This is a genomic window from Nocardioides sp. AN3 (genome assembly GCF_054653495.1).
The window spans coordinates 22,386-42,742 of the sequence record NZ_BAAIGC010000035.1; the positions used below are offsets into that span (position 1 = coordinate 22,386).

The window sequence follows — 20,357 nt, forward strand, 5'->3', positions numbered from 1 at the left end:
CGTAGTGTTGCAATCGATTGCTTATCCAAGGAGCTGTTCAATGATCGACAAACCCACCGTCGGATGGATCGGCGCCGGCCGCATGGGGTACGCGCTGGCCAAGCGGCTGTTGGACGCCGGTTACGACGTCGCCATCTACAACCGCACGCGTACGAAGGCTGAGTCGCTCGTTGAGCATGGCGCAACGGTCGTCGACCGGCCGGTGGAATTGGCTGGTCGCGACATCGTCTTCAGCATGGTGGCCGCGTCCAAGGATCTGCGGCAGGTGATGCTCGATGAGAACGGCCTCCTGACGGACCCGTCCAGCGCGCCTCGGATCGTCGCTGACGCCTCGACGGTCTCCGTTGAGGTGAGCGAAGAGGTGAGAGCGGTCGCGGATGCACGGGGTGTCGGCTTCCTTGCCGCGCCGGTCTCCGGCAACCCTCGGGTCATCGCCGCGGGGAAGTTGACGGTGGTGGCCTCCGGTCCCCGCGCGGTGTTTGATGAGGCTCGCCCGCTCCTGGAGGCGTGGGGCAGAGGCGTCACTTACGCGGGGGACGGAGAGGTGGCGCGCATCGTGAAGATCGCCCACAACGTGTTTCTGGGCGTTGTCTTCCAGTCGCTGTCCGAGATCACGGTGCTTGCGGAGAAGGCAGGTGTGAGGCGGCAGGACTTCCTCGAGTTCGTCAACGACTCAGTCATGGGTTCGGTGTTCAGTCGCTATAAGACGCCAGCGCTTGTCAACCTCGACTTCACCCCCACGTTCACCAACGTCCTTCTCCAAAAGGACTTCGATCTCGGCCTGGACGCTGCCCACGAGTTGGGCGTTGTCATGCCGGTCGCGTCGGTCGTTCGCAACCTGGTCGCGCAGGAGGTAGGCAATAACAACGTCGACCAAGACTTCGCGTCCCTGATTCTGACGGTGGCGGCGGGCTCCGGCCTGTCGCTCCAGCCCGAGAACGCCGACGTGAGCGACGGACTCGAGGTCTCGTGATGGGTTCTCAGAAACGATCCGCGACCGAGCGCACCTTCGAACGGCTCAGTCAGCGTCCTACTGACCGGCAGCCGCTGGGTGCGCCGGGCCAGGCCGCAGTCGACTACGAGCACCGGGTCGACTTCGACCGCCTTCGGAGGTATCGCTTGGGGCGAGCCAAGGAAGCCTTGGAGCGGAGCGAATGCGGCGCGTTCCTCTTGTTCGACTTCTACAACATTCGGTACACGACGCAGACGTGGATCGGGGGAGCACTCGGCGACAAGATGATCCGATATGCGCTCCTGATTCGAGGGCAAGACCCGATCCTTTGGGACTTCGGGTCAGCGGTGCGACACCACAAGTTGTACTCGAACTGGCTGCCCGCCGAGAACTACAGGGCCGGGTTCTTGGGCTTCCGAGGAGCGGTTGACCCTGACGGCGCCGGACTCATGCAAGACGCTGTCTCGGAGATCGTGTCGCTGCTGCGCGCAGCGGGTGTTACAGACGCCCCGCTGGGCGTAGACATCGTCGAACCGCCGTTCATGTTCGAGCTGCAGCGGCAGGGACTGACCGTCGTGGACGCTCAGCAGCGGATGTTGGATGCCCGGGTCATCAAGAACCACGACGAGATCACGCTGCTGAACCAAGCAGCAGCGATGGTTGATGGCGTATACCAGGACATCGCCGATGCCCTCAGGCCCGGTATTCGCGAGAACGAGATCGTGGCACTGGCGAACAAGAAGCTCTATGAGTACGGCAGCGACCAGGTCGAAGCGGTCAACGCGATCTCCGGTGAGCGCTGCAACCCGCACCCCCACAACTTCACCGACCGGATCATCCGTCCGGGTGACCAGGCATTCTTCGACATCATTCACTCCTTCAACGGCTACCGAACGTGCTACTACAGAACGTTCGGAGTCGGCTGGGCGACGTCGAGTCAGCAAGACGCCTACTCTCAGGCCCGCGAATGGATGGATGTTGCTCTGGATGCGATTCGACCGGGCGTCGGAACCGATGAGGTGGCGTCTGTACTTCCCAAGGCCGAGGCGTTCGGCTTCGACAACGAACTCGCGGCGTTCGGGCTCCAATTCGCGCATGGGCTTGGACTCGGCCTGCACGAGCGTCCGATCATCTCTCGACTGAACTCGATGCGCGACCCCGTCGAACTGAAGGCCGGCATGGTCTTTGCGATGGAGACCTACTGTCCTGCGTCTGACGGATCATCGGCAGCGCGAATAGAGGAGGAGGTCGTTGTCACGGACTACGGCGTCGAAGTGCTCACGCGCTTCCCCGCCCAAGAACTGTTCGTCGCGAACCCGTATTGATAACCAAGGGCGGGGAGCCCAAGGGTTGAATAGGTAAAAAGATCAGCCGACGTCTGCCGCAGGTCGGCGTCACAGAGGTATAGTGCCAGAAGTCGTGTGCAATCGATTGCACAGTTGAAGAGGAGAGTGACCAGTGAGCGGTGCAGTGCAGGAAGTCCAGGAAGAGCAGATCATGGATGCCTTTTTCGGAGCGCCGGGTCCTGATCTGGACCTCGTGGCCAAGGCGCGAGCCCTTCAGCCGCTGATCCGAGAGTTCGCGCAGCAGGGCGAGGATGATCGACGTGTTGCCGAAGAGGTGATCACGGCGATGAAGGAGGCGGGACTGCTGCACATCTCGGTGCCGCGCCGCTGGGGCGGCTACGGCGCCAACTTCCGCACCTTCATCGACACCGTCGCGGAGGTGGCGCGTGCTGACGGCGCCACCGGGTGGGTGTCGGCCCTGCTGAACTCCTCCACCTGGTTCGTGTCGCTGTTCTCGGATCGGGCGCAGGAGGACGTCTTCGGCGCCAACCCGAGGGCGTGCGTCTCCGCAGTCCTGTCTCCTGGCGGACCGTTCGTCCAGGCCTCGTCGACCAAGAAGGTCGAACGCGTCGACGGGGGCATCCGGGTGACAGGCCAGTGGGGCTACTCCTCTGGTTCGCTGCACGCTGACTGGGCAATCGTTCCCGTCCGAACTGGGGAGGACGAGCACGGCCTGCCCGTGAACTCACTCGCGTTGATCCCCAGCAGCGACTTGACCATCCAGGACACGTGGCACGTCGCGGGCATGCGCGCGACAGGCTCGAACACCGTGGTCGCTGAGGATGTCTTCATCCCGGACCACCGCATCGAGCTCATCGGCGATCTCGCCGCCGAGAAGTATGGCCGCGAGTGGGCAGACGAGGACAACTATCATGCGTCATTCGTGCCGGTGGCAGAGATCATTCTCAGTTCGGCGCAGATTGGCATGGCACGTGCGGCGATCGACCTGACTCGCGGCTTCGGTGCGGAGAAGCCAGTCACCTACACCGTCTTCAAGCACGCCAAGGAGTCGACTGTCCACCAGATCGAGCTCGCTAAGGCGCAGTCGGAGGTCGACCAGGCGCACCTCCTCGCGGCGCGGAGCTGCGCTGTGATCGATCGGGCAGCCAGGGACCGTAGGGTTATGACGATCGAGGAGCGTGCCCGGACGCGGATGGACAACGGTCAGGCGGCGCGTCTGTGCCGCCGGGCGATCAATCGCTGTCTCAGCATCAACGGGGCCTTCAGTTTCGCGCTCGTCAACCCGCTGCAGCAGATCTGGCGCAACAGCGAAACCGCTAGCCGCCATGCCCTGGTGTTCCCCGAGATGGGCGCGGAGGTCTACGGCAAGGTGCTTTTCGGCATCGAGGACCCCATCCAGCCGTTCTAGTCTCGTGAGGTGCTCGGCCGGTGGCCGGGCGAGCACCGGGTCCCGTCCAGGACTTCTCGCGTGCAAAGGCGGCCGGGGCCTTCCCGATTCCGTGGACGCCGGCGAGCCTTGAGACGCCTCCACCCCACGTTCCACTGCGAGTCTCCAGCGGCGAGTCGTCGCCCAGGGGCGGTCGTTCGTCTGCGTCTTTGCACAAAACTCAGGGCCCCGCACCAACCGGAGCGGGGCCCTGAGTTGCCCGAGCACGACCCGGCCGTACTACTGGGCCCCGGCCCTTCCTGCGGTGATCGTGCGGCGACGTCGAACCTGGAGCTGTCAAGTCCCAACGCGATGCACCAGCGAGGTGACGGGTCGGCGTGACTGAAGACTCCGGGAACCATTGACCTGCTCAGCGACTGGCGCGTACGCTCAGCAAACGATTGCATCGATGGTAACGGGGGTGATGATGGAAGGCACTTGCATCGCAGCAGCGCGACACGCCAGTTGCTCGTGCGCGCCGGGCTGGTGCCCCTGGGGGCGGGACACGACCCCCGGCTCCTCCCGGTGTGTTGACCTCCTTCTCCACCTCGACGGACGAAGGTGCTGTACGGGAGCTCGGCACCTCGGAAGACGGTCGCGACAAGCTTCAACCGCGGGGTACGCACACGTCGCAGGCCTCCGGATGGCATCAGGCACCTCCCGGGGACCCGGTCCTCGGTCACCATCGACCTCGTTCTCTTCCAGGACCGAGGACGTCGGCACGCCACTCGCGGCCGCCTTCTTCGGCCAATCGTTCGGGCTGACCGGCCAGTTGTCAGACGACTAAAGAAAAGGAAATCGCAACCATGGATTACTCTATCCGGCCACTCAGTTTCGCCCACGCGGACATGCCGAGAGAATTCTTCGCCGGCGTCCCGATCCACAGCGGCGAGGGCATCTCACCCTGTACGATGGTCTATGTTCTGGTTTCGGGCCAGGACTCGACTGGTACTCATCACTATCTTGTGGACGCAGGATTTCATGCCGAGAAGTGGATCCAGCGGTTCAACTTCTATGACTGGGAGTCGCCCGAGCAGGTCCTGGCGAAGGTGGGAGTCCATCCCTCGGAGATCGAGAAGGTCTTCCTCACTCATATGCATTTCGACCACGCCAACAATGTCGGTGCATTCCCCAACGCTGACGTCTATGTGCAGCTCGACGAATACCACGGATGGCTTCAGGCACTTGCGCTTCCGGACTTGTACACACCCCTGGGCGAGCAAAGCTGGATCACGTCATCATTCGAACGCGACGACGCCCGGGTCTTCGGGGAACTGGCCCGCGATCACCGTCTGAAGTTCTGCGGTGACAATGAGGAACTCGCTCCGGGAATCCGAGGTCATCTTTCCAAGGACGGGCACACGTTCGGAACCCAGTGGATCTCAATCCAGACTTCCAACGGTCCGTTCGTCGTCGCCGGCGATGCCGTCATGTGGTACTCCAACGTCGAGGAGATGTGGCCGAGTGGCTACACCAACGGAAACACGTACAACATGCTCATGACCTACGGTCAGATCTACGAGTACCTGAAGGGCGACGTCGATCGTATCGTTCCGGGCCACGACCCGCTGTTGTTCGACCGGCACCCGAGCTGGACGGTCAACAACAACGAAGTTGCCGAGGTCCATGTGGCTGAGTGGGATCGGTCCCTTCGCCCCGTTCCTGCGGTGTAGCGACAACCACGAGGCCGATCGGAACGTCGAGTGAAAGAGACGGCTAGGGGCGGTGCGATCCGTCGCCCCTAGCCACTTCGACGGTGGTGGGGAGGATGGAGTCCTCAGACTGACCACCCGAAAGACCCCGACGTGCCTGACGCTACTCCCTCGGCGGGCTTCGACCGCCCTTGGCCTCACACGTTTCTGGCGACTTGACGAGCTCCGCTCCGAAGCCATCGGCGAGCGCCTTGAGCCCGATCGTGCTGTGCTGTGCTGGCCTGCCGAGTCGTGGAGCGCGGACCAGTGTTGTCACCGGTGCGCGGTGCCATGACACCAGCGGCGAGGCCCGAAGTGGCGCAGGAGACGGCTGTGGCCACCGCTTCGGAGGGCTCGTGCGCGAGTCGCGCCCCGGCGTCGAAGAGTGGACCGAGCGGCTCCGCCGACCTGTTCACACCACAACGTCGTGGCTGTCGCCGAGGAGTCGCATCACGGTGCCAGAGCCCCATTGACCCGGCCCCGAGGAACCCTACGGGCTCATGCTTCGCCCCGACCCCAGATGGTGTTGCGGTGGGACTGTGCGTCTCGGTTGAGGTTGAGCGGTCCGTCGATCGTGTAGTACTGGCGTCCCGCCACGATGAGTTCCTCGGCGGGGAACTTGGTGATGACCTCGCATCCGTCGGCCGTGACCACGACCTCCTCTTCGATGCGAGCCGCTCCCCACCCGTCGGCCGAGGGCCAATAGGTTTCGAGGGCGAAGACCATGCCTTCTTCGAGGGTCTCGGGGTGGTCGAAGGACGTGAGTCGGGAGAAGATCGGCTTCTCCCAGATCGACAGGCCGACTCCGTGGCCGTACTGGAGTGCGAACGCGGCCATCTCGTCTGCGAAGCCGAACTCCTCGGCTCGCGGCCAGACCGAGACGATGTCGTCCGTCGTCGCTCCGGGCTTGACGAGAGCGATCGCTCGGTCCATGTACTCCCGGGCGCGGGTGTAGGCGTCGCGCTGGGCGTGGGAGGCCGAGCCGACGGCGAAGGTTCGGTAGTAGCAGGTGCGATAGCCGTTCCAGCTGTGGAGGATGTCGAAGAAGGCCGGATCGCCGGGGCGGATGAGGCGGTCGGAGAACACGTGTGGATGGGGGGCGCAGCGTTCCCCGGAGATGGCGTTGACCCCTTCGACGTACTCGGAGCCCAGGTCGTACAACGTCTTGGCCACGAGGCCGACGGCCTCGTTCTCGCGGACCCGGGCCGCAGGAACCGGTGGAGCTCCTCATAGGCAGCGTCGACCATGGACGCGGCCTGAGTGAGAAGGCGGATCTCGTCGGTCGTCTTGATGCGACGCGCCTCCATGAACACCTGCTGCCCGTCGACGACGTCGAGGCCCTCCTTCTGAAGGGCGAACAGCACGGGAAGCTCGATGACGTCGACGCCCAGGGGCTCGTTCGCAAGCCCGAACTTCTCCAGCTCCCTCTTGATCTTCTTGGCCAGGTCGCTCGCGAGGTCCGCGTCTGGCGGGAAGGCGCCACGCAGGGTCGAGATGCCGGCACGTGCGCCACTCTCGAGACGAGGCCGCTTCGCACCCTCGTGAGGAGCGCTGGGGTCGGCATCGGCCTCCGCCGTGGTGACGTCGAGCCAGGGGTTGTACAGCGCGTGGTGCTTGGCCGCTGAGCCGAAGTCCCACACGATCGGGTCGGTCTTCCGGGTCAGGAGCGCGAATCGGATGAGCTTGTCCATCGCCCAGGTTCCGATGTGGGTGCCGCTCATGTAGCGAATGTTCGAGAAGTCGAACGCCAGCACCGCGCCGAGCGACGACTTGTCGAGCTCGGCGTGCAGCCGGGCGAGGCGGGCGTCGCGCAGCCGCTCCATGTCGACCCGTGCCTCCCAGTCGACCACGTTCGTGCCGCTGGTCCCCGTAGCGTTCATGGACTCCTCCTTATCTGTGCACCCCCGCGCCGAATGAGGCCAAGCCCACGCCGCACACCCCGGCCAGGGCTACTTCAGAAGCCGGCAGCGAAGCCATCCATCCGCGGGTCGGAGCCGCCGAGGATGCGTCCGTCTTCGACCATGATGGCCTGTCCGCCACCGAACCAGATCCGCTCGCCGTCGCGGACGGTCTCGTACCCTTCCGCGGTTAGTTCATCGGCTCGATCCCACAGGCCCTCTTCGAGATTGAGCTTCGCCTCATCCGTTCGGAACCGCGGACGGTCCAGCGCGGCCTGGGGGTCCAGCCCATCGTCGACGAGAGCTGACACCAGCTGAACGTGCGCCTGGGCCTGGATGAACCCGCCGACGACACCGAAGGGGCCGATGAGGTCGTCACCTTGCTGGAGGAGACCGGGAATGATCGTGTGGTACGGACGCCTGCCGGGGATCACCTCCCCGCCCACGCTGAAGCATTTCGCCCGATTGTTCAGAAGGATGCCGGTGCCGGGAACGACGACTCCGGACCCGAAGGGCTCGAACAGGCTTTGGATGAAGGAGACGGCCATCCCGTCGTCGTCGACCACGCACAGGTACGTGGTGCCACCCGCCAGCTCCGATCGGAGGGCGGGGTGCTCGTGACGGCGCTTGTCGATGAACTCATCGGAGAGCAGAGAGGACACGTCCGCGCCATCACGCGTCATGCGCCGCGCATCTTCCAGAGCGAGGCCGACGCACCGCACCTTGTTGACGAGTGTCGGCTCCATCGTGTTGAGCAGCGAGAGTCCCTCCAGGGCCGCGATGCCCTGCGTGGGAGGCGGTAACTCCAGGACGTCCACTCCGCGGTACTTGATGCGCATCGGTTCGACCCACCGGGCGGTGTACGCCGCCAGGTCGCTCTCCTCGAGCCAGCTCGCCTCTGCGATGGCGCGCCCGATTTCGCCGCTGTAGAACGCCGCCGAGCCCTCCTCTGCGATGGCACGCAACGATCGGCCAAGATCGGGCAGCTTGAACACCTCACCGACACCCGGGGGTCGCCCGAAGGACGCAGGAGCTCGGTCGAAGTTCCTCCACACATGGGAGGCGTGGAAGGCCGCCGCGACCCCGTTCTCGGCGGCGTCGATGGCAGCACCGAGACACCCGTCGAGCCCCCAGCGCCCGAAGCGCTGACTGAGGGCCTCCCAACCAGCCACCGCGCCCGGCACGACCGCGGAACCGCTGCCCGCGTCCGGCAAGGGCCTTCGTGGTGCCGTCAGCGGCGCCGGGCCAGCAGCGTCGAGCCCGTACACGACCCCGTCTGCGCTGATGAGCGCGAAGGCGTCACCGCCGATCCCGGTCGCGTAGGGCTCCGCTACGCACAGAACCGCCGCGGCTGTGATGGCTGCATCAACGGCGTTGCCGCCCCGTCGCAGCACGTCGAGGGCCGCCAGCGTCGCGAGGGGCTGACTCGTCGCCGCCATGCACGTCGCAGCCACAGCCGGCCCCCGGCCCGGTGAGAACCGGAACGCCATCCGGTCGAGCTCGTTCAGGTCCAACCTCATCGTTGCCTCATCTTTTCGGGCCGCACTCTCGGCGACCAGCGGCTACAAGTACAGGGCGACGTTCGCCGACCCTGGAGTTTGCTGCTGTTCGGGCGGGCCGACGGGCCACCAAACGAGATCACGATCGTTGTCGCCGCGCGTCGAACGCCCGAACGGGCGGAGCCTCCCCCAGGAACCTCTCCATCGGCACGACCCGGCAGGCCGCGATTCTGTCGGCCATTGCCGCGCCGACGGGCAGCCATTCGGCATCGTTCCGCAAGCCCTCAGGGCCGCGGTCCTCGTGGACCGGGGCCCTGAGGCAAGGGCTTCAAAAGTGCGATTCTCAGATGGCAGCGATCGCGTCGATCTCGATGGTGGAGTCGTTGAACAGCGAGTGGACGCCGATGACCGTGCTGGCCGGAACATTGTCGGTGTCGATGATTTCGTCGCGGACGCGCCGGTAGGTCATCAACTTCTCCTGATCGAGCTTGGCGATGTAGACGTTGACTCGGGCGAGATCCGAGAACGTAGCCCCACCATCCCGGAGGGCGCGTTCCACCTCACGCAGGGTCAGCTCGACGGCGCGAGCGAAGTCCTCGGGAACCGAGCCGTCCTCCTCGAAGCCGACGGCACCGGAGACGAACAGCAGGTCGCCGGCGGAGACCTTGACGCTGTCGGCGATGCCAGGGATGACGGGAGCGGGGTTGCGGATGATGCGGTCGTTGCTCATAGGTATCTCCTTCTAGGTGTTCAGCGAAATGCCGCGTGGTGCTAGTGCTCACGGGTACGGGAGCCGGGCTCGTCCGCCTGGCTCAGGGAACTACCCCTTCCAGACGCTCTTGAGGTTGCAGAACTCGCGAATGCCTTCTGCCGACAGCTCGCGACCGACCCCGGAGTCCTTGACGCCACCGAAGGGAAGCTCGGGGTAGGAGATGCTCATCCCGTTCACGAACACGGCACCGGCCTGGATGCCTTCAATGCATCGGCGCTCTTCCTCGGGCTCGTTCGTCCAGACGGCAGAGCTCAGCCCGAAGGTGGTGTCGTTCGCGATGCGGAGCGCGTCGTCCACGTCCGTGGCTCGGTAGAGAGTGGCGACGGGGCCGAACGCCTCCTCGGCGTAGAGCCTCATGGCCGGCGTGACGTCTGCGACGACGGTCGGCGGGTAGTACCAACCCCCGTCAGGGCCGGACTGTCCGACATAGGCCTTCGCCCCCTTGTGGACGGCATCGTCAACGAGCTCGTGGAGCTCGCCGAGGCCGCCGCGGGTTGCGACCGGACCGACGTCGGTCAGCGGGTCGGTGGGATCACCGACCTTGAGGGAGGTGATCGCGGCGATGAAGCGGTCGGCGAACTCGTCATAGATGTCGTTGTGAACGATGAAGCGCTTGGCGTTGATGCACGCCTGACCGTTGTTGGTGGTCCTGGCGGTGACTGCGGTCTTCACAGCAGCGTCGAGGTCAGCGCTGGGCAGCACGATGAAGGGATCAGATCCGCCCAGCTCGAGAACGACGTGCTTGACCTCGGCGCCGGCGATCGAGGCGACAGATCGTCCGGCTGGCTCGGAGCCCGTGAGGGTGACTGCCACCACACGCGGGTCTCGGATCACTGCCTCGACATCGCGGGCAGAGATGAGCAGTGAGTGGAAGGCTCCCCGGGGAAACCCCGCCCGTTCGAAGAGTGAATCCAGGTAGAGCGCTGCCTGGGGGACGTTGGACGCGTGCTTCAGGAGCGCTGTGTTGCCTGCCATGAGGGCTGGCGCGGCGAAGCGGATGACCTGCCAGATCGGGTAGTTCCAGGGCATGACCGCCAGGACGGCGCCGATGGGCTGATAGCGGACGTACGCCTCACTGGCTCCGACAGCGGAGGGGTCGTCAAGAACCCGTCCCGTGAGCATCGTCTCGGCGTTATCGGCGTAGAAGCGCATCGCTTTGGCGGACTTGAGCACCTCGGCGCGTGCCTGGACGAGCGTCTTGCCCATCTCGCCAGTGATGGTCGCCGCGACTTCGTCTGCGTCGGCTTCCATGAGGTCAGCGGCTGCCCGCATCCACTGGCCTCTGGTGGTGAAGTCGGTGCCGGCGAGTACAGAGAAGGCGCCGTGTGCGGCTGCGATCCGCTCCTCGACCTCCTCTGCGGTGTGGGGGTCGAACTCGCGCTCGACCTGGCCGGTAGCGGGGTTGACGCTTTGGATACTCATGAACTTCCCTTCGGTGAAGGATTACGTGAACGTCGGGTGGCATTGCCGTCGTCGAAGACGTCTGGGTGGCGTGCGAGCTGCCTACGCGTGCGTCGGATGTGGCTCGCAAGGATCCGCTCGGCCCCTTCCATGTCGTCGTCCTTGAGGGAGGCGAGCATGAGGTGGTGCTCCTCGTTGGCGACTCGTCGCAGGTCGGTGTTCCACCGCGAGACGTATGCTCGGCGATAGGGGGCGGTCGTGTTCCAGAGCTTCTGGACGAGTTCGCCGAGCTGCGCGGTCTCCGCGCCGGCATAGGTAGCCCAGTGGAACTCGCGGTCGAGCGCGAGGAAGATGGCGACGTCCTCGCCCGCGATGCTGATGCGATGGGCGAGGTCATCGAGACGTTCCAGATCAGCGCTCTGAAGCGTGGGAGCGCTGATACCGAGGAGGAGGGGCTCGAGCCGCTCGCGCATCTGGTAGATCTCTTCACATTCGGCGAGCGTGAGTTGCGAGACCCAGGCGCCGGTGTTGGCGATCACGGTCACCAGGCCCTCGTACTCGAGTTGGCGAAGAGCCTCGCGCACGGGTACGCGGCTGGCTCCGAACCGCTCGGCGAGGTCCTCCTGCCGAATTCGAGTCCCCGGCACGAACTCCCCGCAGATGATTCCGTCGCGGACCAGGTGCGCGATGCGAGAGCCGGCGTCCCCGAGGCGGGCGCGGCCCGCGATGGAGGGATCTTGTGTAGAAGCGGCGGTCATCGTGAGTCGTCGACCGGGTGCCACAGGCGAGAGCGGGTGGTGGATTCGTACGCTTTGCCGTTCGGGTAGCTGACGAGCTCGAACTGCATCCCCCATGGTGCGCGGAAGTAGACCCAGCGCTGCCCGAGCGACGCGTCCTTGCTCGCGACGGGCTCTCCCATCACGTCGACCCCGCGAGATCGCAGGTAATCGACAGCTCGGTCGATGTCGTCGACATAGAGCGCCAGGTGATGTCCTCCGACATCGCTGTTGCGGGGGTGAGGCGCTTGACCGTCGGCTGCGTCATAGGTGAACACCTCGAGGTTGCCGCCGTTACCGAGTCGGTAGAACCGGATCTCCTTGATGGTGGTGCGAGGGTGAACGCCGAGGTGTTCGCTCATCCAGTCGTCGTTGGCGCTCTTGCCCGGCAGCGAGTAGACCGGAACAGCGCCGAGCACGTCGACAAGGAAGTCTTCCGCCTCTTGCATGTCGGGAACCGTGATGCCCACGTGGTCCACGCCTCGAAGGTCCGTCAGGGCCGTGCGCGCGATGTTGGGGTCGTCGCTTTGGATGCAGTCGGACACAAAACTGACCATAACGCACGCTTGACTGGGACTGCAATCCATTGCATTGGATCCACTCCGGGGATAGGGTGTGTCTTCACCGCCGTGGGTTGACGGCGCTCAAGAGAGGGATGGCGATGCCGAAGCGGCGCAAGTTGCAGACGGGTGTGGACTGGATCCAGCTGGAGTCGACAGCAGCGGATTGGAAGACTGCCGATGCCGACCTCCTGACGAACATCCTGGGCCAACTGCACCTCATCCGGGCGTTCGAGGAGACGGTTCTCGACCTTGCTGGCGAGGGCCTGGTCCACGGACCCGCTCATTCCAGTGTCGGTCAAGAGGGCGGGGCAGTCGGATCGATCGTCGGGCTGCGCAGCAGCGACGCCGTCAATGGGTCCCACCGAGGTCACCACCAGTTTCTTGCCAAGGCCATCGAGCACGTCACCGGCGGCAAGTTGAATCTCGAGTCCCTGATCGACGAATCGCTCGAAGCGCTGCTGAAGAAGACGCTCGCTGAGATCCTCGGCCTGGCTCAGGGGTTCTCGGGTGGCCGGGGCGGCTCGATGCATCTTCAATGGCTGGAGGCCGGCGCTCTGGGCACCAACGCCATTGTCGGCGGAGGCGCTCCCATCGCGGCGGGCAATGCGTGGGCGCAGAAGCATGCTGGGACCGACGATGTGTCCATCAACTACTTCGGTGACGGAGCCAGTCAGATCGGGTCTGTCCTGGAGTCCATGAATCTGGCTGCGGCTTGGAAGGTTCCGGTCGCCTACTTCATCGAGAACAACCTGTACGCGGTCTCGACCCACGCCTCCGAGGTCACGGCCGACCCTAGGTTCTCCGTTCGTGGTCAGGGCTTCGCCATCCCTTCCTGGCGGGTCGACGGTATGGATCCGCTCGCGGTCCATCTCGCCATGTCCGAAGCAGTAGAACGCATGCGCAGCGGCGAAGGACCGGCCATCGTCGAGGCCGAGGTCTATCGCTTCTTCCACCAGAACGGTCCTTACCCAGGATCGGCTTTCGGCTACCGGTCCAAGGAGGAGGAGGGGCAGTGGCGGGCCAGGGACCCACTGGAGCGAACCGCCACCGAGCTCCTCAAGCTCGGAATCGTTGACGAAGCACTCGTCGAATGCGTCCGCGACCAGAGCAAGACGGCCATGGCGGCCATCGCTGCTGAGATGGTCGAGGCAGACCCTGAACGAGAGGGCCGGCGGCGCATCCGCCCCGAGCTGTGGCCCGACCCCGCCGTCGTCGACGACGGAATCCGCAGCGACGGCACCGAACTCGACCTGCTTACGGTTGTCGAGCCGGCCAACCACGACGGTGCTTGGCGCGATGCCACGTTCGTCGAGGCGATCGCCTCGACCATGGACCGACGAATGGAGCAGGACGCGCGCATCGTCGTCCTTGGCGAGGACGTCCACCGCCTCAACGGCGGGACGAACGGTGCCACCAAGGGGCTGTTCAAGAAGTACGGCGCAGACCGTGTGATCGGCACTCCGATCAGTGAGAATGGATTCTTCGGACTCGCAGGCGGGGTCGCGCTCGACGGGCGATTCCGTCCAGTCGTGGAGTTCATGTATCCCGATTTCATGTGGGTCGCGGCTGACCAGGTGTTCAACCAAGTCGGCAAGGCGCGCCATATGTTCGGCGACAACAACAGGGTGCCGCTGGTTCTCAGGACCAAGGTCTCGATGGGTTCGGGGTACGGCTCTCAGCACCTCATGGACCCGGCTGGAATCTTCGCAACTCAGGCTGGCTGGCGCATCGTCGCGCCATCAAACGCGGCCGATTATGTCGGACTCATGAATGCCGCGCTGGCACTCGACGACCCCGTCTTGGTGATCGAGCACGTTGACCTCTACGGCACGAAGGATCGCATCCCTGACGGGGACCTCGACTACGTCATCCCGCCCGGCAACGCGGCGATTCGTCGCGAGGGCAGGGACGTCACGGTGTTGACCTACCTGTCGATGGTCGGGCACTCGCTGGAAGCCGTTGAACAGACCGGTATCGACGCCGAGGTGGTCGACCTGCGTTGGCTCGACCGGGCTTCCTTGGATTGGGACACGATCGGCGAGAGCATCAAGAAGACCAACAACGTCCTGATCGTGGAGCAGGGCTCGCGCGGACCGTCGTACGGGGGATGGCTCGCTGACGAGATCCAGCGCCGCTACTTCGACTGGTTGGACCAGCCTGTGCAGCGTGTGACGGGTCGCGAAGCGAGCCCGAGCATCTCGAAGGTCCTGGAGCGTGCGGCGATCGCGCGGACCGAAGAGGTCGCCAAGGGTCTTGAGCTCGTTCGGGCTGGGTTCGGAGGCCAGGCATGACCATCGTCCGCATGCCCGAGGTCGCGACCGGCACGGGTTCAGCGGCCATCCAGACCTGGCTCGTCGGGGTTGGCGACACTGTGAGTGCTGGTCAGGCGATCGTCGAGATCGAGACCGAGAAGGCGGTCGTCGACTACGAGATCGAGCTAGATGGAATTTTCGCCGGTCCTCTGCTCGCGGAAGGCGAGTCTGCCGACGTGGGCACGCCGATTGCCGTCATCGCTGTCGGGGGGCAGAGCGTCGCGGATGCAATGCAAGAAGCCCGCGCCGAGAGCGTGGCCGTCAACGCGGTTGCAGGCGGTGCCTCGGCGGGGCTGGCTGAGCCAAACGAGGCGCAGTCGGAGGCCGAGGGACGGGCGGATCCAGTGGAGCAGTTTGCCGGAACGCTTGGGGTCACCTCCGCTCCCGTTGCCTCTCTCAGGTCACCGGACGGCGGTGCTGGCCGCAGCCGTGATGGGCGCCGATTCGTGAGTCCTCTCGTTCGACGGCTGGCTCGCGAGCAAGGCATCGACCTGACCACGATCGTTGGTTCGGGTCCGAACGGTCGAATTGTTCGTCGCGACCTGGAGCAGCATCTGGCTATGGGACCAGCGACCGCCGCGAAGGGCGATGAGGCAGCAGCTCTACCGGCACGACCCGCCGACACCCCTCGTCGGGACGTCGCCCCCGACCGAACCGGTTCGACCTTCGTCGAGATTCCGCACACCGGGATGCGCCAAGCCATCGCTCGACGTCTTGCTGAGAGCAAGGCGACGGTTCCGCACTTCTACCTCACTGCCGACTGTCGCGTCGACGACCTTCTGACGCTCAGGGCACAATTGAACTCGGCCGCCCCGGTGAAGATCTCGGTCAATGACCTGGTGGTGAAGGCCGCTGCGTGGGCTCTCCGGGACGTCCCCGAAGCCAATGCTTCGTGGACTGATGAGGCCGTTCGGCGCTACGAGCATGCAGACATCTCGGTGGCTGTCGCGCTACCGACCGGGCTCGTCACCCCAGTACTACGGGGGGTCGAGCAGATGTCGGTCAGCGAAGTGAGCGCGGGAATCCAGGATCTCGCCGGGCGAGCACGCGAAGGCCGGCTCAAGCAGCACGAGATCGAGGGTGGCGCGTTCAGCGTCTCCAACCTCGGCATGTACGGCGTCCGTGAGTTCGCAGCCATCATCAACCCGCCGCAGGCCGGGATCCTGGCCGTCGGCGCCGCGACCCGACGGCCCACGGTATCTGAGGATGGAGAGATCCAAGTGGCGACCGTGATGACGGTGACGCTCTCGGCCGACCACAGGGTCATTGATGGGGCGATCGCAGCCCAGTGGCTAGCGGCCTTCACCAAGCGGATCGAGAATCCGCTCAGCATCCTCATCTGATCAGCTCGACGAGGCCCGGCGACCACATCTGAGGCGCCGGGCCTCTCGGCGCGCCCACGTCGGCCTGCGGTATGACAACCGATCGCATGCGCCTATGATGGGTCACAGGTGGCCGCGTCTAGGCGGATCGGTTGCATTCCGCCGAGCATGTGAGTTCGGCAAGTGGATCAGGAGCGTCGCTCGGATGGATATGACGGACAGTGCGGCGCGTTTTGATCCTGCTCGGCGCGCAACGATCGAGGACGTTGCCAGGCTCGCCAAGGTTCACAAAGGCACTGTCTCTCGGGCTCTTGACGAGCGTAAGCGGCACCAGGTCGCTCAAGAGACCATCGAACGGGTCGAGCGAGCTGCTCGGCAGGTTGGTTACGTGCCAAACGCACTCGCTCGCGGACTCCGCACCCGCAACTCGATGACCATCGGAGTCGTTCTCCCGGACATCACGAACCCCTTCTTCCCGCCGATCGTACGAGGAATCGAACGGTTCGTGCTCCCTCGCGGTTACACGTCGCTGTTGGTCAACACTGATGGCGATCAGGCCACAGAGCGCACCGCGCTGAAGTCGCTCATCGACCGTCGGGTCGACGGACTCATCGTGGCGTCGGGTCAGCGGGACGAGTCTGCTCTCTCGGAGCTGTATGCCGCGGAGGTGAAGGTGGTCTTGCTGAACCGTGACGCTGGCGACGTCGCCTATCCGCTCGTGAGCGGCGATGACGCCAGCGGAGTATCCGCAGCGGTCGAGCACCTCGTCGACCTCGGCCACCGGGACATCCTTCACCTGGCAGGCCCACCGAACCTGTCGACGAGCTCGAAACGCGCCGTGGCATTCACCGCTGCCTGTGCGCGTCACTCCGAGGTGCGGGGAAAGATCATTGAAGCCGAGTCTTTGACCACCTGGGCTGGCGAGAGCGCGATGAAGGCCGCCCTGGAGGCTGGGGAAACTCCGACGGCTGTGGTGGCAGGCAACGACTTGATCGCGCTCGGAGCGCTACGAGCGCTCCGTGTCCACGGCCTACGGTGCCCGGACGACGTGTCGGTCGTCGGTTTCAACGACATGCCTTTCGCCGAGGACTTCAATCCTCCGCTGACCACGGTGCATGTACCCACAGAAGCCATGGGCAAGCGCGCTGCACAACTGATTCTCGAAGCGATCGACTCGAACGTCATAGACCAACAGACGGTGACGCTTCCGGTCTCGCTGGTGGTCCGATCCTCGACTGCTCCGCCGCCTTCGCGTTGAGCCACCTGCGAGTCGTCATCTCCTGAGTGCACGGTGTCGTCGGGGGCAACCGATCAAACACGTGGCTATGCCGCGTTCGAGCCTCGAGGGGCGGCTGCGCGAGTTCGTCCTGCCTCTATGTGAGACGGCAATGCGATCGATTGCATCTGTCCGTAGGGTGTGCCCATGGGTTCGTATGATGTCGTAGTTCTGGGTGCAGGACCTGGCGGTTACGTCGCAGCAATCCGGGCCGCTCAGCTCGGCCTCTCGACTGCCGTCGTGGAGGAGAAGTATTGGGGCGGCGTGTGCCTCAACGTGGGATGCATCCCGTCGAAGGCTCTCCTCAAGAACGCCGACCTGGCGCATCAGATACTCCATCGTGGAGCCGAGTTCGGCGTCAGTGGAGACGTGCAGTTCGACTTCGGCGTCGCATGGGACCGCAGCCGGAAGGTGGCCCAGAACCACGTCAAAGGCATCCACTACCTCATGAAGAAGAACGGCATCACCGAGATCAACGGACGAGGATCCTTCTTGGACCCGAACACGATCGAGGTCGTGGCCGCCGGCGGCTCCATCGAGACGGTCACCTTCGAGAACGCAATCGTGGCAACCGGCGCGTCGGCGCGTCAGCTGCCCGGCGTCGCGCAGAGCGACCGCGTGGTGAGCTTCGAACAGCAGATCCTCAGCAGGGAGCTGCCGGAGTCGATCGTGGTCGTGGGCGCAGGCGCTATCGGCATGGAGTTCGCGTTCATCCTCCACAACTATGGCGTGCGTGTGACGATCCTCGAGTACCTCGATCGCGTACTGCCGACCGAAGACATCGACGTGTCCCGAGAGATCGCGCGCAGGTACGCCGCCTACGGGATTGATGTACGCACATCAACGAAGGTCGAGTCGGTTCGGGAAGGGGCTACCGATGTCACCGTCGACTTCACTGACGCTGAAGGCATCTCTGGAACCCTCACTGCCGACAAGGTGTTGGTCTCGATCGGGTTCGCTCCGCACGTCGAGGGCTTCGGTCTGGAGGCCACGGGAGTCGATCTCACCGATCGTGGGGCGATCGCTGTCGATGAGCACATGCGGACCAACGTTCCGCATATCTACGCCATCGGTGACGTCACCGCCAAGCTTCAACTCGCGCACGTGGCCGAAGCCCAGGGCATCGTCGCGGCAGAAACGATCGCGGGTGCCCCCACGATGACGCTCGGTGACTACCGCATGATGCCGCGAGCGACGTTCTGCACACCTCAGGTCGCCTCGTTCGGACTGACCGAGGAGCAGGCACGCGCCGAGGGCCATGACGTCAAGGTCGTCTCGTTCCCCTTCTCGGCGAACGGCAAGGCGAACGGCCTGGGGGAGCCGGTCGGTTTCGTGAAGCTCATCGCAGACAGCACGTACCTCGAACTCTTGGGCGGACATCTCGTCGGGCCGGATGTGTCTGAACTCCTCCCCGAACTCACCCTCGCGCAGAAGTGGGAGCTCACTGCCTACGAGGGCGCCCGCAACGTGCATACCCACCCGACGCTGTCCGAAGCTGTCCAGGAGGCGTTCCATGGACTCGCTGGCCACATGATCAACGTGTAGCGCAACGACCGACCTCTCTCGCTGGAGCGGCCGGCGCGGGCCTTACCGGGAGTTCGTACGTCGGCCGAGCTCGGGGCTGTCGACGCTGCCGAGGAGGCCGTGCCGAGCCTGTCGGCGATCTCGATGGGCTCGAGTCGGCGGCAGTCGCTTGTCTGGGCGCTCATTCACTCTGCGCGGTCCTCCCGGACGGATCGCGCAGCAACGAGGACCAGAAGAACAGGGCCGAACTGGAGCACGGGGACGGCGAGCGGTGCTATTGCGTGAACGACGGCGGCCGCTCCAGCGCCGGAGATGAGACTGACCAGAATCTGAGCACTTGCGAGGACGTTCTTGGGGTGACGCCGCGCGGCGAGCGCCGACATGATCGACGTCATCGTGCCTGTCATGTAGGTGGTGCTGAGCCCTTGGATCCCGAACCGGAGGATGGCGCTGCTCTGGACGCCCAGGGCAAGAGCGACTGTTGCGAGCAGCAGGATCTGAAGCCGCGCCCCTGGATCGCCAGCGCTGAACCACCAAGCCGCCGAGAAGCCCAGCAGGAGGAGGAGTTCGACGCTGAGCGCGATGCTCACCGCGCGCGGCCAGGGCTGGTCGTGCTGCCGCGACGAGCCGGCGATCCGGGCGCCCAAGAATGCTCCTGCCATGAACGCGAAGATCGCGACGAGCGCCCGGAGTGCTCCTGCTTCGTGTCCAGTTGCAATACCTGCGCCCAGGAAGATCATGTTCCCAGTCATGACGCTGGTGAAGACACCTCCGAGTGCGACCAGCCCCACGGCGTCGATGGCACCGCTGGTGAAGGCAAGGAGGAGAAGGAGGCGATGACGACGTCTCGCCCATCTCGGTTGCGCGGCCGTCATTGCAGCACTGACCGCGGTCACCGACCCCCCTCGTCTCGAGAGTCCGACCTGGCGTCGGTCGAGTGGCGTGGGCGCGGAGGTTCCAAGGCGAACGCTTGCCCGGCATCGGTTCCGACTGTCTCTACGCCAGGGGCGATGATCGACGAGGCGGTGAGGTACCTGACCGCCTCGGCGCTCACACCCGGGGTGTTCTGGTCCTCCCAAGCCTCGAAGTCGTCGACCGTGAGCAGGTAGTCCGGGTCAGGCTGGAGTTCCATAACCGGCGTTCTTGCATGGAGTGGCGCCGTCAGATCGACCACTCCGATCGGTCTACCAACGATACCTGCAGCGAGATCGACTGGCTCTTCCACGCTCTTCTCCTCCGGTGTTGAGCGTCATGACGCGATGCTGAGGGTGCCCGCCTCCCTGGACGTGGCTTCACCGTCACGGGGGCGCTATTGCCCGTCCCGCGCAATCAGCGACGTGACCGATGGTCTCTCCAGCGTTGCGGCGGGTTCGCCACAACTCGTCCCGTTGTCGGGTTGAGCTGCTCGGACGCGCCGCATGCCTACCCCGAGACGCGGATTCGCTGCGAGCCGGCGGTTGAGACGCACTGAGTGTGACATCAATGAATCCAATAGGCAACAAAGCCAGAAACCAAAGATTTGGTCGCGCACCTTGACAATCGGTTGCAGTGAGCGCGACGCTCGTTTCCTCGGGTCCGCGTGAGCGGAGCCACATTGACGAGTTGGATCCAACAAGACCCAGGCTGCCAAGTGCGGTT

General features: G+C 64.7%; 17 protein-coding genes and 2 pseudogenes. 11 read left to right on the plus strand and 8 right to left on the minus strand.

The genetic code is table 11. The features are described from left to right. The first annotated feature begins 40 nt into the window (after positions 1 to 40). From ACYQ1K_RS24360 to ACYQ1K_RS24380, 5 genes and pseudogenes are all read left to right on the plus strand, one after another. Positions 41 to 973: an NAD(P)-dependent oxidoreductase gene (locus ACYQ1K_RS24360; protein ID WP_459986022.1), complete on the plus strand. Its 933-nt coding sequence runs from the start codon at positions 41 to 43 to the stop codon at positions 971 to 973. Further along, a complete protein-coding gene (locus ACYQ1K_RS24365) occupies positions 973 to 2,277 on the plus strand; it encodes a M24 family metallopeptidase (protein WP_459986024.1) in 1,305 nt (434 codons plus the stop codon). Before ACYQ1K_RS24360 ends, ACYQ1K_RS24365 begins: the two co-directional genes overlap by 1 nt. Before the next feature lie 133 nt (positions 2,278 to 2,410). Continuing rightward, positions 2,411 to 3,667 (plus strand): acyl-CoA dehydrogenase family protein, encoded by a 1,257-nt coding sequence (locus ACYQ1K_RS24370; RefSeq protein ID WP_459986025.1) that lies wholly within the window; start codon positions 2,411 to 2,413, stop codon positions 3,665 to 3,667. Positions 3,668 to 4,491: 824 nt separating this feature from the next. Beyond that, the gene (locus ACYQ1K_RS24375) at positions 4,492 to 5,358 is read left to right on the plus strand and encodes an MBL fold metallo-hydrolase (RefSeq protein WP_459986027.1); all 867 of its coding nucleotides are present in this window, start codon (positions 4,492 to 4,494) and stop codon (positions 5,356 to 5,358) included. Between the two features lie 132 nt (positions 5,359 to 5,490). After that, a pseudogene (locus tag ACYQ1K_RS24380) lies at positions 5,491 to 5,659 on the plus strand (ISL3 family transposase); the annotation flags it as partial. Between the two features lie 215 nt (positions 5,660 to 5,874). Here the strand turns inward: ACYQ1K_RS24380 and ACYQ1K_RS24385 are convergent. Beyond that, on the minus strand, positions 5,875 to 6,549 hold the full coding sequence (locus ACYQ1K_RS24385; protein WP_459986029.1) for a M24 family metallopeptidase: 675 nt from the start codon (positions 6,547 to 6,549) through the stop codon (positions 5,875 to 5,877). A gap of 44 nt (positions 6,550 to 6,593) precedes the next feature. Between ACYQ1K_RS24385 and ACYQ1K_RS24390 the strand changes: the two genes are divergently transcribed. Further along, a complete protein-coding gene (locus tag ACYQ1K_RS24390; protein WP_459986030.1) occupies positions 6,594 to 7,001 on the plus strand; it encodes a hypothetical protein in 408 nt (135 codons plus the stop codon). A gap of 329 nt (positions 7,002 to 7,330) precedes the next feature. On the opposite strand, the gene ACYQ1K_RS24395 is transcribed toward ACYQ1K_RS24390, so the two are convergent. The 5 genes from ACYQ1K_RS24395 to ACYQ1K_RS24415 all read right to left on the minus strand — a co-directional run bounded on the left by ACYQ1K_RS24395 (position 7,331) and on the right by ACYQ1K_RS24415 (position 12,267). Beyond that, positions 7,331 to 8,794, minus strand: a complete 1,464-nt coding sequence (locus tag ACYQ1K_RS24395; protein WP_459986031.1) for a gamma-glutamyltransferase family protein — start codon at positions 8,792 to 8,794, stop codon at positions 7,331 to 7,333. A gap of 322 nt (positions 8,795 to 9,116) precedes the next feature. Next, the gene (locus ACYQ1K_RS24400) at positions 9,117 to 9,503 is read right to left on the minus strand and encodes a RidA family protein (RefSeq protein WP_459986032.1); all 387 of its coding nucleotides are present in this window, start codon (positions 9,501 to 9,503) and stop codon (positions 9,117 to 9,119) included. A 90-nt stretch (positions 9,504 to 9,593) separates the two neighbouring features. Further along, on the minus strand, positions 9,594 to 10,967 hold the full coding sequence (locus tag ACYQ1K_RS24405; protein WP_459986034.1) for an NADP-dependent succinic semialdehyde dehydrogenase: 1,374 nt from the start codon (positions 10,965 to 10,967) through the stop codon (positions 9,594 to 9,596). Then, entirely contained in the window at positions 10,964 to 11,704 is a 741-nt protein-coding gene (locus tag ACYQ1K_RS24410) for a GntR family transcriptional regulator (RefSeq protein WP_459986035.1), read from the minus strand. Before ACYQ1K_RS24410 ends, ACYQ1K_RS24405 begins: the two co-directional genes overlap by 4 nt. Further along, complete coding sequence (locus ACYQ1K_RS24415; protein WP_459986037.1) at positions 11,701 to 12,267, minus strand: VOC family protein; 567 nt, start codon at positions 12,265 to 12,267, stop codon at positions 11,701 to 11,703. The genes ACYQ1K_RS24410 and ACYQ1K_RS24415 overlap by 4 nt, the downstream gene beginning before the upstream one ends. Before the next feature lie 116 nt (positions 12,268 to 12,383). Between ACYQ1K_RS24415 and ACYQ1K_RS24420 the strand changes: the two genes are divergently transcribed. The 5 genes and pseudogenes from ACYQ1K_RS24420 (at position 12,384) to lpdA (ending at position 18,740) form a co-directional block, all read left to right on the plus strand. Continuing rightward, positions 12,384 to 14,576, plus strand: coding sequence for an alpha-ketoacid dehydrogenase subunit alpha/beta (locus ACYQ1K_RS24420; protein WP_459986038.1), 2,193 nt, complete (start codon positions 12,384 to 12,386; stop codon positions 14,574 to 14,576). Positions 14,577 to 14,587: 11 nt separating this feature from the next. Continuing rightward, positions 14,588 to 15,940: a 2-oxo acid dehydrogenase subunit E2 gene (locus ACYQ1K_RS24425; RefSeq protein WP_459986039.1), complete on the plus strand. Its 1,353-nt coding sequence runs from the start codon at positions 14,588 to 14,590 to the stop codon at positions 15,938 to 15,940. Between the two features lie 190 nt (positions 15,941 to 16,130). After that, positions 16,131 to 16,304 (plus strand): annotated as a pseudogene (locus ACYQ1K_RS24430) (LacI family DNA-binding transcriptional regulator); the annotation flags it as partial. Positions 16,305 to 16,349: 45 nt separating this feature from the next. Then, positions 16,350 to 17,177, plus strand: a complete 828-nt coding sequence (locus ACYQ1K_RS24435; protein WP_459986056.1) for a LacI family DNA-binding transcriptional regulator — start codon at positions 16,350 to 16,352, stop codon at positions 17,175 to 17,177. 165 nt (positions 17,178 to 17,342) lie between these two features. Beyond that, positions 17,343 to 18,740: a dihydrolipoyl dehydrogenase gene (gene lpdA / locus ACYQ1K_RS24440; RefSeq protein WP_459986040.1), complete on the plus strand. Its 1,398-nt coding sequence runs from the start codon at positions 17,343 to 17,345 to the stop codon at positions 18,738 to 18,740. A gap of 164 nt (positions 18,741 to 18,904) precedes the next feature. Here lpdA and ACYQ1K_RS24445 read toward each other — a convergent pair whose 3' ends face one another. Both ACYQ1K_RS24445 and ACYQ1K_RS24450 read right to left on the minus strand, forming a co-directional pair. Continuing rightward, positions 18,905 to 19,594 (minus strand): YoaK family protein, encoded by a 690-nt coding sequence (locus ACYQ1K_RS24445; RefSeq protein WP_459986041.1) that lies wholly within the window; start codon positions 19,592 to 19,594, stop codon positions 18,905 to 18,907. Between the two features lie 17 nt (positions 19,595 to 19,611). Next, complete coding sequence (locus ACYQ1K_RS24450; protein WP_459986043.1) at positions 19,612 to 19,944, minus strand: cyclase family protein; 333 nt, start codon at positions 19,942 to 19,944, stop codon at positions 19,612 to 19,614. Positions 19,945 to 20,357: the final 413 nt, after the last annotated feature.